General features: G+C 69.2%; 10 protein-coding genes and 1 pseudogene. 3 read left to right on the top strand and 8 right to left on the bottom strand.

Annotated elements, in window-relative coordinates; all coding sequences use genetic code 11:
- Positions 1-722: pseudogene (locus G3I19_RS29225) on the top strand (hypothetical protein); the annotation flags it as partial.
- Positions 719-2,296 (top strand): hypothetical protein, encoded by a 1,578-nt coding sequence (locus tag G3I19_RS29230; protein WP_164266729.1) that lies wholly within the window; start codon positions 719-721, stop codon positions 2,294-2,296. The pseudogene G3I19_RS29225 and the gene G3I19_RS29230, both read left to right, overlap by 4 nt.
- On the opposite strand, the gene G3I19_RS29235 is transcribed toward G3I19_RS29230, so the two are convergent.
- From G3I19_RS29235 to hemL, 8 genes are all read right to left on the bottom strand, one after another.
- On the bottom strand, positions 2,266-2,784 hold the full coding sequence (locus G3I19_RS29235; RefSeq protein ID WP_164266730.1) for an SRPBCC domain-containing protein: 519 nt from the start codon (positions 2,782-2,784) through the stop codon (positions 2,266-2,268). The two genes, G3I19_RS29230 and G3I19_RS29235, sit on opposite strands and share 31 nt — an antisense overlap.
- Before the next feature lie 116 nt (positions 2,785-2,900).
- Positions 2,901-3,980 (bottom strand): c-type cytochrome biogenesis protein CcsB, encoded by a 1,080-nt coding sequence (gene ccsB / locus G3I19_RS29240; protein ID WP_164266731.1) that lies wholly within the window; start codon positions 3,978-3,980, stop codon positions 2,901-2,903.
- A complete protein-coding gene (locus tag G3I19_RS29245) occupies positions 3,977-5,701 on the bottom strand; it encodes a cytochrome c biogenesis protein ResB (protein WP_164266732.1) in 1,725 nt (574 codons plus the stop codon). Before G3I19_RS29245 ends, ccsB begins: the two co-directional genes overlap by 4 nt.
- A gap of 7 nt (positions 5,702-5,708) precedes the next feature.
- Positions 5,709-6,482, bottom strand: a complete 774-nt coding sequence (locus tag G3I19_RS29250) for a cytochrome c biogenesis protein CcdA (protein WP_164266733.1) — start codon at positions 6,480-6,482, stop codon at positions 5,709-5,711.
- A gap of 4 nt (positions 6,483-6,486) precedes the next feature.
- Entirely contained in the window at positions 6,487-7,107 is a 621-nt protein-coding gene (locus G3I19_RS29255; protein ID WP_164266734.1) for a TlpA disulfide reductase family protein, read from the bottom strand.
- Between the two features lie 67 nt (positions 7,108-7,174).
- Entirely contained in the window at positions 7,175-8,413 is a 1,239-nt protein-coding gene (locus tag G3I19_RS29260; protein WP_164266735.1) for a hypothetical protein, read from the bottom strand.
- A gap of 104 nt (positions 8,414-8,517) precedes the next feature.
- Entirely contained in the window at positions 8,518-9,213 is a 696-nt protein-coding gene (locus tag G3I19_RS29265; RefSeq protein WP_164266736.1) for a histidine phosphatase family protein, read from the bottom strand.
- The gene (gene hemL / locus G3I19_RS29270; protein ID WP_164266737.1) at positions 9,210-10,532 is read right to left on the bottom strand and encodes a glutamate-1-semialdehyde 2,1-aminomutase; all 1,323 of its coding nucleotides are present in this window, start codon (positions 10,530-10,532) and stop codon (positions 9,210-9,212) included. The genes G3I19_RS29265 and hemL overlap by 4 nt, the downstream gene beginning before the upstream one ends.
- Before the next feature lie 116 nt (positions 10,533-10,648).
- On the opposite strand from hemL, the gene G3I19_RS29275 reads away from it, so the two are divergent.
- Positions 10,649-11,218 (top strand): hypothetical protein, encoded by a 570-nt coding sequence (locus tag G3I19_RS29275; protein ID WP_203600540.1) that lies wholly within the window; start codon positions 10,649-10,651, stop codon positions 11,216-11,218.
- Positions 11,219-11,632 lie beyond the last annotated feature (414 nt).

Below are 11,632 nucleotides of genomic sequence, written 5' to 3' on the forward strand. Positions count from 1 at the left end.
CCGTGCTGGCCGCGGCCCACAGCACGGCGGACGCCGAAGTGCTCGCCGCCGCCCGGCTCGACCACGACGGCGGCCGGGCCGGCGTGCTGCCGATGCGCGATCTGCTGGCCGACGAGTGCTGGCCGGCCGCGCCCGACCACTTCGTCGGCGACCCGTTCCTGCGCACTCTGCTGCTGCACCGGCTGCGCCACCCCACCGGGGAGCCCTCGTCCTCATCGGAGCTGTGGTGCCAGGTCCAGGAGACGATGCGCGACCACTGCGCGGAGCTGGCCCCGCGCCGTCTCCACCACGAACTGGCGCTGGGCAGCACCGGGAACGCCGTCGCGCATCTGCGGGACACCTTCCGCACGGCCGACGCCGCCGTCTGGCTCGACGAGCTGCGCTTCATCGCGTCGGCCCCGCACTTCGCGGAGCACGACGTACGGCGGGCGGTGGCCCTGGGGCGGACCGACGCCGAGCAGCAGCCGCCGGCCGGCACCGACCGGGTGTTCCATCTGCGGGTGCGCCGGCTGCTCTTCTGCGTCTGGCAGCTGACCGATCTGCTGGCACTGCCCGACGAAGGTCTCACGGAGAAGATGGGCGACGAGCTGGCCCAGCTCTCGGCGCTGCATCCGACCGGCAACGAAGTGCTCTGGCACGCCTCCAGGACCTGGCCTTCGGCGGTCCGCGAGTGGCGCGGCCCGGGCCCTACCGCTAGCGACCCAGGGGGCAATACGCCGTGAGCAACAGGTTCCGCGAGTTCTTCTGGTACACGGGTCTGCGGCGCATCCTCACCTCGGTGGTGGTCCTGGTCCTGCTCGCCGGTGCGGGCATCGCCGCGTACGCCATTTACACCCCGGACCTGCACTGCGCGAAGGGCGTCGACCGGCCCGAGAAGGGCGCGGAGTGCATAGGGGTCAACGGCGACGGTTACGACTTCGGGCGCCCCGCGCTGCGCGAGGTGGCGCAGGCCATCGCCCGTGAGAACAGGACGCTCGCGAAGGGCCAGTACGCGACGGTGGCCCTGCTGCTGCCGCTGACATCGACGGACAGCGACATGGCGAACAAGGTGCTGCACGAGGCGCAGGGCGCGTTCGTCGAGCAGTACCGCGCCAACCACGACGACAACGACCAGGTGCCGAAGATCCGGCTGGTCCTCGCCAACACCGGTACCGGCAGCGGCCAGTGGGAGAGGACGGTCGAGAAGCTCAAGACCATGACCGGCGCCCCTGACCATCTGCGTGCCGTCTCCGGCGTGGCGACCAGCAGCGACGCCACCCGCGACGCGGTGACCGAGCTGACCGGCAGCCATATCCCGGTGATCGGCACCACCATCACCGCCGACGACATCTCCAACGGCCCCAAGGACATCCCCTTCCCGGGGCTCGCCCGGGTCTCGCCGACGAACAAGGACGAGGCCGACGCGCTGAAGAACTTCGCCGACATCGACCCGAAGAAGACGCTCCTGGTGCGCGACACGCACCCCGGCGACCACTACACGGAGACACTGCGGTCCGCCTTCAACGGAATGCTGGCGGGCGCACCGTACGAGGACCGGGTGTACACCTCGCCGCCCGACCAGTCCGAGGACGGCTCGACCGCCAACACCTTCGCGCAGATCACCGACGCGATCTGCTCGGCCCGCCAGGTGAACACGATCCTCTTCGCCGGCCGCCACACCCAGCTGCGGCAGTTCGTGAACGCGCTGGGAAACCGGATCTGCGTCCGCACGAAGTTCACCATCCTCACCGGTGACGAGGGTTCCTACCTCGGCTACGACACCAAGCTGAACAAGCAGGCGCTGAAGCCCAAGAAGGGCGCGGAGCCGGTCGTCGTCCAGTACGCGGCGCTCGCGCACCCCGGCTCCTGGTCGAAGGCGACCGACCCGCAGATGCCGTCGACCGGCGGCAGCCCGGCCGCCTACTCGACCTTCACGAACGCGGTGGCCACGGCTTCCGGCAAGGGCGTCGGGCCGATCGGGCCGATGGACGCCGCCTCGCTCGCGGACGGGCAGGCGATCATCGCGTACGACGGGATGGCGACCGCGGTGACCGGCATCCGCCGGGCCAGGGCGAGCAGCAGCGCCCTGCCGGACATCGAGGACGTCGCGGCGGTCTGGTCGAAGCTGCAGGGACCGCTGCGGGTGAACGGCGCGAGCGGCTGGATCTGCCTGGACAACTTCGGGAACCCGTACGACAAGGCCGTGGCCATCGTGCAGTTGACGCAGACGGGCACCCAGGAGTTCGTGAAGCTGGCCTGGCCGGCGAAGACGAAGAAGCCGCCGGCTCAGGAGTGTCTGCCGCCGCGCGGCGAGTAGGCGGAGCGCAGCTGCCGGCGCCGCTCGCGGCTCCCGGCCGGTTCGCCCGGCCGGAGCCCGGGGCGGCCTTCGAGGACTTCGTGGAGCAGCTCGAAGTGCGCGTGCCAGCAGGCCAGCGCCGCCGGCCGCCGGTCGGCGGGGCCGGTGAACTCATGGGTGAAGCGCACCACGGTCGCCTCGGCGCCGACGGACTCCAGATGGAACCTGATGCGGCCGCGCCCGCCGAAGGTGTACTCGGCGACCCGCTCGCCGTCCCAGGCGGTGACGGTCCCGTCGGCCGCCACCGGCCCGTCGGAGCCGCGCAGGGTGACCCGGCCGCCGAGCCGTGACTCGAAGACGTCGGCGGTGGCGAGCCACTGTCCCATCCCCACCGGGGTGGCCACCTCGCCCCACACCCTGGCCGCCGCGTACGGCAGGAAGAGGGCGAACCGCAGGGTGTGGGTGTCCCCGTGGCTGCTGCTGGTGCCGTGTGCGATCGCCTCGGTCATGGTGCAAGCCTCGCCCCGGGAGGCGGGTTCCACACCGGAAGAGGGCCGGTTCACCGACGCGTGTCGGGAACCGGCCCTCCTTCCTGGTGGTTTTCGGCTGCTCGGACTCCGGCTGCTCAGACTCCGGCGTAGGAGTGCATGCCGTTGATGAAGATGTTCACGCCGTAGTAGTTCCAGATCCAGCACGCGAAGGCGAAGAGCGCCAGATAGGCGGCCTTGCGGCCCTTCCACCCCGCGGTGGCGCGGGCGTGCAGATAGCAGGCGTAGACGACCCAGGTGATGAACGACCAGGTCTCCTTGGGGTCCCAGCCCCAGTAGGTGCCCCAGGCGTCACCGGCCCAGATGGCGCCCGCGATGATCGTGAACGTCCAGAGCGGGAAGACCGCGGCGTTGATGCGGTACGCGAACTTGTCCAGCGACGCGGCCGAAGGCAGCCGTGAGAGCACCGACTCCGCGAAGGCGCCCGGCTGCTCGCCGCGGGCCAGCTTCGCCTCGTAGCGGTCCCGGAAGAGGTAGAGCGCGGTGCCGACGAAGCCCATGTAGAACATCGCGCCGCAGATGATCGCGGTCGAGACGTGGATCCACAGCCAGTACGAGTGCAGCGCAGGGACGAGCTGGTCGCTCTTGGTGTAGAGCACCGTGGTGGCCACACCGAGGTCGAGCAGGACCGTGGTGACCAGGGCGAGCCCCAGCCAGCGGACGTTCTTCTTGACGATGAGCAGGATCAGGTACGCGGCGACGGCCACCGAGGAGAAGGTGATCGAGAACTCGTACATGTTGCCCCACGGCGCCCGCTGCACCGACATGGCGCGGGCCACCACACCGCCCGCCTCCACGAGGAACCCGAGGACGGTCAGCGAGATCGCCATCCGCCCGTACAGGTCGCCCTTCTCGGAGCCGCCGGCGGCGCCGGGGCCGTCCGGGACGTCCCGGGAGCCGGCCGCGGACCGGGTGACGATCTTCGGCCGGTCCAGTACAGCGGTGCCGCCGCCCTGCTTCTTGACCTGCACCGCGGGGGCGGCGGCCGTGGCCGTCTCGGTCAGTGCGGCGGCCGTACGGCCCACCTTGCTGCGGGCGCCGAACGTCCACTCCGCGATGTGCGCGAAGAAGGCCAGGGTGTACACGGCCATCGACGAATAGATGAGCACATTGCTGATGTGCGCCAGGTTCTCATTGGTTGCGGCGGCGAGATTCACTTCTCGGCCCCTTCGGGAGTCTCTGCGGATGCAGCGGAATCAGGCGCCGACGGCGCCACTGAATGGAGCGTTGCGGCCAGGTCGGCCAGCTCCTCGGGGAGCTTCGCGGATTCGCTCCGGCCGAGGCCGGCCATCTCCACGACGGTCACGCCGTCCTCTCCCCGTACGGCACGGACCCAGACGCGGCGGCGCTGGATGAACAGCGAGCCGGCGAGGCCCGCGATGGCCGCCAGGGCTCCGGCCAGCGCGAAGGGGGTGCCGGGCTGGTGCGAGATCTTGAAGCTGGCCCACTGCTTGATGCCGACGAACTGGATCGAGCCCTCGCCGTGCGGCAGCTTCATGGTCTCGCCGGGCAGCAGCAGCTTGGCGAGCTTGTTGCCCTTGCTGTCCTTGTACTGCGTCATGTGCTTGGAATCGAGCTGGTACACGCTCTGCGGCAGCCCCGAGTTCACCCCGAGGTCGCCGTGGAAACCGGAGACCGCCATCACCGGGAAGTCGAGCCCCGGGTAGGTGGAGAACATCGAGCCCTTGCCCTTGCCCGCGTAGGTGGGCACGAACATGGTCTGGAAGCCGAGCTGTTCCTTCTTGCCCGCGGCGTCGCGGTAGCCGTCCATCACCTTGATGGCGCCGGTCGATGTGGCGTTGGAGTCGAGCGGCAGCAGCGGCACCGCGTCGCGGTAGATCTCCTTGCCCTTGGGGTCCTTGACCGAGACGACCGGGGCGTAGCCGTGCGAGACCAGATAGACCTTCGAGCCGTCGACCTCGAGGGGCGTGTTGACCTTGATGACGCCCTTCTTGTCCTTGCCGTTCGCGCCCTCGGAGTACGTCACATGCGCTTCGTACTTGCGGGGCGTGCCGCGGTTGGGCCCGTTCTTCTCGTACGTCCCGACGAACTTGTCCAGGGTGAAGCTGAACGGTGCCAGCTTGTTGGCGTCGAAGAGCGTGCCGGCCTTGAAGTCGTCGTACTGGGTGAGGGTGTTGGAGAAGCCGTCGCCGTCGACGACGAGCTTGCCGCCCTCGGACTTCCACAGCTGGCCGCTGGCGAAGGAGACCAGCAGCACGATCAGCGCGATGTGGAAGAGCAGGTTGCCGGTCTCGCGCAGGAAGCCCTTCTCGGAGGCCACCTCTCCGTCGCGCGGGGAGTGCGCGCGGAAGCGGCGCTTCTTCAGCATCGCGAGCGCGGCGTCCCGGACGGCCTCGGGCTCGGACTCCGTACGCCAGGTCGTGTAGGCGGGCAGCCGGGTCAGCCGCTTGGGCGCGCCCGGCGGGCGGCTGCGCAGCTGTCCGACGAACTGCCAGGTGCGGGGCACGATGCAGCCGATGAGCGAGATGAACAGCAGGATGTAGATCGCCGAGAACCAGACCGAGCTGTAGACGTGGAACAGTCCCAGCTTGTCGTAGACGGGCGCGAGCACATCGTGCTTGGCCTTGAAGTCGGTGACCTTCAGCTCGTCGATGCTCGTCTGCGGGATCAGCGAGCCGGGGATGGCGCCCAGCGACAGCAGGAGCAGCAGGAGCAGCGCGACCCGCATCGAGGTCAGCTGCCGCCAGAACCAGCGGATCCAGCCGATGACCCCCATGGCGGGGAGGGTGGAGACCGACTCCTCCTTGGGTGCCGTGGAGAGCTGTGCCCCGGCGGCGCCGAGGTCGGTCTCGTTGGCGGCCCCATCGGCGGCCGGGCCCGGCCGCGTGGTGTCCGTCGTGTCAGTCGTCTTGCTCATGTGGAACTCAGATCCCCACCGTGTAGCCGGATGACCAGACCTGCATCTCCTGGATGATGCGGTCCCAGGCGCCGGTCACGAGCAGCAGTCCGGTCACGATCATCATGATCCCGCCGATGCGCATCACCCAGGCGTAGTGCTTCTTGACCCAGCCGAAGGCGCCGAGCGCCTTGCGGAAGGCCACGGCCGCGAGCACGAACGGCACTCCGAGACCGAGGCAGTACGCGACGGTCAGTATGGCGCCGCGTCCCGCGGTCGCCTGCTCGAAGGCGAGGCCCTGCACCGACGCGAGTGTCGGTCCCAGACACGGTGTCCAGCCGATGCCGAAGAACGCCCCCAGGAGCGGGGCTCCGACCAGGCCGGTCACCGGCCGCTTGTGGAAGCGGAATTCGCGCTGGGTGAGCCAGGGCATCATGCCCATGAAGAAGATCCCGAGCAGGATCATCAGCACACCGAGGATCCTGCTGATCAGGCTCTGGTGCTCCTGGAGCCGGTGCCCGAAATAGCCGAAGAGCGCGCCGCCCGAGACGAAGACGGCGGTGAAGCCGACGACGAACAGCGCGGCGCCCGCCGCCATCCGGCCGCGTCTGGCCTGTGCGAGGTCCGAGCCGCTGACCCCGGTGACGTAACTCAGGTAGCCGGGGACCAGCGGCAGGACACACGGCGAGAAGAAGGAGACCAGGCCGCCGAGTACGGCGATGGGCAGCGCGACCAGCAGGGCACCGTTCTGAACGGTGCCGCCGATCCCGGATTCGGCGGCCGCGGTGACGAGCGTGCTCACCGGATCACTTCTCCGTGATCAGCGGGTCGATCATCTTGCGCAGCGTGTCCTCTTCGACCCCGCCCGCCTTGCGGGCCGCGATCTTCCCGTCGCGGTCGATGACGACCGTGGAGGGGATGGCCTGCGGGTTCAGGCTGCCCGACGGGAAGCGGAGCAGCAGCTTGCCGGTCGGGTCGTAGAGGCTCGGGTACGGGACGTCGTAGCTCTTCTCGAACGCCTTGGCCGGACCGGTGGAGGTGTCACGGGTGTTGATCCCGACGAACTCCACGCCCTTGGACTTGAGGTCTCTGGAGACCTTCGCCAGGTTCCCGGCCTCGGCGCGGCACGGCGGACACCAGGAACCCCAGACGTTCAGCACCACGATCTTGCCCTTGTAGGCGCTGTTCACATCGAGCGTCTTGCCCTCGATGGTCTTGCCGGACAGTTCGGGCGCGGTCTGGCGCCCGCTCTTCGCGGCGGTGACGATGCCGCTGCTGCTGGTCACATAGCGGGAGCCCTGCGAACTGCTGACCTTGGCACCGGATCCGCACGCCGACAGAGCGAGCGCGGAGACCGCGACCACTGCGCCCAGCTGGGCGGCGCGGCGGACGTCGGTGCGGCGGCGGAGAGGGCGCGTAAGAGCCATGTGAAAAGTTTCGCATGGCCGTTTCCCGGATCTTGCGCACCCCCCTCACTGCCCGGAAAGCCCGATGTCAAGCGGCCTTAAGGAAACTGTTCCAGCCCCCGGTCGGCCGCTGTCCGACTTCGAGAGTACGCAGCTTGTCGAGCACCGCGGGGTCCTGCACATCGAGCCAGTCGCAGAACTGCCGGAAGGAGACGAGCCGTACGTCGGGACGGCCCGCGATGTTCTTCATTGCCTCCTCGACGGCATCCATGTAGAGGCCGCCGTTCCACTCCTCGAAGTGGTTGCCGATGTACATGGGCGCGCGGTTCGATTCGTACGTCCGCTTGAATCCGGCCAAATACGAGGCCGCCGCCTGCTTGCGCCAGTACGGATACTGCGACGTCATGCCCTTTGTCGAATTCTTCGACTGGTTGGCGAGCATGTTGTAGTCCATCGAGAGCACCTCGAAGGTGTGCCCGGGGAACGGGATCTGCTGGAGCGGGAGGTCCCAGAGTCCGCCGCGCTTGACCGGCCAGGTCTGCATGCCGCCGGGCGAACTGGCGTCGTAGCGCCAGCCGAGCTTCTTCGCCGTCGGCAGCAGATTGTCCTGGCCGAGCAGGCAGGGGGTGCGGCTGCCGACGAGTTCCTTGCGGTAGTCGAAAGGCAGCGGGGGCTCGTCGGTCCAGCCGGTGTTCGTCCGCCATTCGGTGACGAAGGAGACGGCCTGGTCGATCTCGCTCTGCCACTGTTCGGGGGTCCAGTGCGCGACCGAGCCCGAAGTGGTGCCGCAGAAATGCCCGTTGAAGTGTGTCCCGATCTCGTGGCCGTCGAGCCATGCCTGCCGGGTGTACTTCATGGTGGCCTTGATGTGGTCATCGTTGAGATAACCGATGGCGGACGCACCGACCGGGTTGTTCGGCGGGCGGTAGAGCGATTTCTTCGACTCGGGCAGCAGATAGAGCCCGGAGAGGAAGAACGTCATCTTCGCCTCGTGCTCCTGCGCGAGTTTCAGGAATCGCGGGAAAAGGCCGTTGCCGACCTCGCCCGCGCCGTCCCAGGAGAAAATCACGAACTGCGGCGGAGTCTCTCCCGGCTCCATCCTGACCGGCTTGTCCGGCTGATTCGGCTGGGGACCGGTGTCGGCGGTCGACCCGTCCCCGATCAGCCGGACAGGACCCTTTTTCGCGTCGGCGGCCCCTGAACCCTGGCTGCCCTTTTCCTTGCTGCCCACTGTGGCCTGTCCGCCGGCACCGCAGCCCGCCAGTCCGGCCGCGGCCGCAGCCCCGGCCCCCAGTCCCAGCAGGCCCCTCCTGCTCATGTTTCGCATCGCGTCACCCATCTGTTCGTCGTCCGGCGGCCCATACAAGCGGGCAACCGGTCAGATGATGGGATTAACGTGACGGTTCCGGCGAACCGGTACGATTTTTCACTCTAGGCGCCGAACGCCTTTGCTTTTCCTTTGACAGGCTTTGCACCGGACAGGAGATGGGACGGCACCAGATCCCTCGCCGGTTCCGTGTAACCGACGGAGACGATCCGGTCCCCCTGGTACGTGAAGGTCGTCAGCGAGGCGAGCGTGCACTGCCGCTTGCGCGGGTCGTGCCACAGCCGCCGCCGCTCGACGAAGCTCCGCACGGTCCAGATCGGCAGCTGGTGGCTGACACAGACCGCCTCGTGCCCGCGCGCGGCGTCCCGTGCGGCGTTCAGCGCGCCCATCATCCGGACGACCTGGTCCACGTACGGCTCGCCCCAGGACGGGCGGAACGGGTTGGTGAGGTACTTCCAGTTCGCGGGCCTGGACAGGGCGCCGTCACCGACGCCGAACGTCTTGCCCTCGAAGATGTTCTCGGCCTCGATGAGCCGCCCGTCGGTGGCCAGGTCGAGGCCGTGCGAGGCGGCGACCGGGGTCGCGGTCTCCTGCGCACGCTCCAGCGGGGACGCCACGACATGGGTAATGTCCCGGCCCGCGAGGTGCTCGGCGACCCGGTCGGCCATCTCACGGCCGAGCCCGGAGAGGTGGTAGCCGGGCCGGCGCCCGTACAGCACGCCGTCCGGGTTGTGCACCTCACCGTGGCGCATCAGGTGCACGACGGTGATCTCGTTGCTTCTGTCGCTGCTGTCGCTCATGCGGACACCTCGGCGGCGGCTCGGGCGGCGGCGGGCAGCGCGGCCGCGATGCGCTCGACCGCCCGCTCGTCGTGCGTGGTCGAAACGAACCAGGACTCGAAGGCCGACGGCGGGAGATAGACACCCTGCGCCAGCATCGAGTGGAAGAAGGGAGTGAAGCGGAAAGCTTCCTGCGCCTTGGCGTCCTCGTAGTCACGGACCGGGCTGTCGCTGAAGAAGACGGAGAACATGTTGCTCGCCGCCTGGATGGTGTGCGCGACACCCTCCTTGCTGAGCGCCGCGGCGACCAGGCCCTGGATCTCCAGGGAGACCGCGTCGACCTTCTCGTACGCCGCGTCGTCGAGCAGCCGCAGCTGGGCGAGCCCGGCGGCGGTGGCGACCGGGTTCCCGGACAGCGTGCCCGCCTGGTAGACGGGGCCCACCGGCGCCAGATACGCCATGACGTCCGCACGCCCGCCGAACGCGGCGGCCGGGAAGCCCCCGCCCATGACCTTGCCGAAGGTCATCAGGTCGGGGCGGACGCCGTCGACGCCGTACCAGCCGGCCTTCGAGGTACGGAAGCCGGTCATCACCTCGTCCGAGATGTACAGCGCGCCGTCGGCGGCGCAGAGCTCCTTGAGCCCGGCGTTGAACCCGTCGACGGGCGGCACCACGCCCATGTTCCCGGCGGAAGCCTCGGTGATGACGCAGGCGATCTCACCGGGGTGCGCGGCGAAGGCCCGGCGTACGGCTTCGAGGTCGTTGTACGGCAGGACGATGGTGTCGCCGGTCTGCGCGCCGGTCACCCCCGGGGTGTCGGGGAGGCCGAGGGTGGCGACCCCCGACCCGGCGGCGGCCAGCAACGCGTCCACATGTCCGTGGTAGCAGCCGGCGAACTTCACCACCTTGGCGCGGCCGGTGAAACCGCGGGCGAGCCTGATGGCCGACATGGTCGCCTCGGTGCCCGATGACACCAGGCGCACCTGCTCGACGGGCCCGACCCGGGCGACGATCTCCTCGGCGAGTGCGACCTCGCCCTCCCCCGGCGTACCGAAGGAGGTGCCGCGCGCGACGGCGGCCTGCACGGCGGCGACGACCTCGGGGTGCGAGTGCCCGAGGATCATCGGACCCCACGAGCACACAAGGTCGACGTACTCACGTCCGTCGGCGTCGGTCAGATAGGGACCGGTACCGGACACCATGAACCGGGGCGAACCGCCCACGGCACGGAAGGCGCGAACCGGAGAGTTCACCCCGCCGGGTGTCACAAGGGACGCACGGTCGAAGAGCGTCTGCGAAACTGGGGCATCGTATTCGTACGGATAGCTCACACAAGCCATGGTGTCAGAGGCGCAGACGGTATTGCGGAGAGGTGTTTCACCGCACATCCGTGGGGGAGGTCTCTGACACGATGATCGGGTTGCGCGGCGGCGGCCGCGAGTGGTCGGGTGGAGATATGCATCGCGGTGGCGGACTGGGCGAGGGGACCGATGACCTGGGTCCCGAGCCTGCCCGGAGGGGAAAGCACCGACGAGAGGCAGAGGCACGGGCAAAGGCACGGAGTACGGGAAGCAGGAGCGGTGGGCTTGTGGGCGTGACCTACAAGTACTTCGGCGCGCCCGACGGGGCGACGGCGGCCCGGGTGCCGGTGACCATGCGCCCGGAGGAGCTGGGCGGCGATGAGCTCGGCATGGGCGGCATGTTCACGAAGATAAAGCCGGAGACGATGGCCGCCATGGTCCTCACCGGCATCCAGGGCATACCTCTGGGCAAGGTGCCCCCGCTGGAACTGGTCGTGCTGCACCCCGACTACGCGGTGGTGAAGCTCCCCATGACAGTCATCGACCCGCTGCGCGGAGTCGGCGAGGAGTCGGTCGGCGCCGCCGCCTTCATCTGGTCGACGGTCCCGGACCGCGGCGGCCCCCGGGACGCGTACAACGCCTATCAACTGCTGCACGAGTGGCAGGACTTCTCCCACCGGCTGCACGACGCGGGGCATCAGGCGTACTGCCTGGTGTGGCCCTGACCGGCCGCGCCTCCTCTTCTCCCGCGTCAGCTCCTCCGGCCTCAGGTCCCCCGGCCCAGGCCCCCTCAGGTCCTCTCGTCTCGGGCCTTCTGTCCTGATCGCCCCGGGCCTGCGCTGCGCCGAGCGGCTGATGTACGGCCCCGGGTCGACCGCGTACACCGTGTCCGTGCCGCATCCCGCCGGAGGATCGGCGGATGGCCAGGCACCTCAGGACAGCGGAACCGGCGAACCGGCCGGCAGTGACAGCTTCAGCGGCCACCAGGCCCGCGACCGTACGGGCGGGTGGGCGCCGTGGCCCGGGACAGTGACGGTGGCGGCGGCCCCGGCAACGGCAACGGCAACGGCAACGGCAACGGCGGCAACGCCGGTGACGAGCGCGGCCCGCGATCTGCCCCGGCGGAGACCGGCCACGGC

This window comes from Streptomyces sp. SID10853 (genome assembly GCF_010548145.1).
Lineage (GTDB): Bacteria > Actinomycetota > Actinomycetes > Streptomycetales > Streptomycetaceae > Streptomyces.

Coding starts and splice junctions, on each gene's coding strand:
- G3I19_RS29235 (WP_164266730.1), bottom strand. CDS start 2,784: ATGACCGAGGCGATCGCACACGGCACCAGCAGCAGCCACGGGGACACC.
- G3I19_RS29245 (WP_164266732.1), bottom strand. CDS start 5,701: ATGAGCAAGACGACTGACACGACGGACACCACGCGGCCGGGCCCGGCC.
- G3I19_RS29275 (WP_203600540.1), top strand. CDS start 10,649: ATGCATCGCGGTGGCGGACTGGGCGAGGGGACCGATGACCTGGGTCCC.
- G3I19_RS29255 (WP_164266734.1), bottom strand. CDS start 7,107: ATGGCTCTTACGCGCCCTCTCCGCCGCCGCACCGACGTCCGCCGCGCC.
- G3I19_RS29265 (WP_164266736.1), bottom strand. CDS start 9,213: ATGAGCGACAGCAGCGACAGAAGCAACGAGATCACCGTCGTGCACCTG.
- hemL (WP_164266737.1), bottom strand. CDS start 10,532: ATGGCTTGTGTGAGCTATCCGTACGAATACGATGCCCCAGTTTCGCAG.
- G3I19_RS29260 (WP_164266735.1), bottom strand. CDS start 8,413: ATGCGAAACATGAGCAGGAGGGGCCTGCTGGGACTGGGGGCCGGGGCT.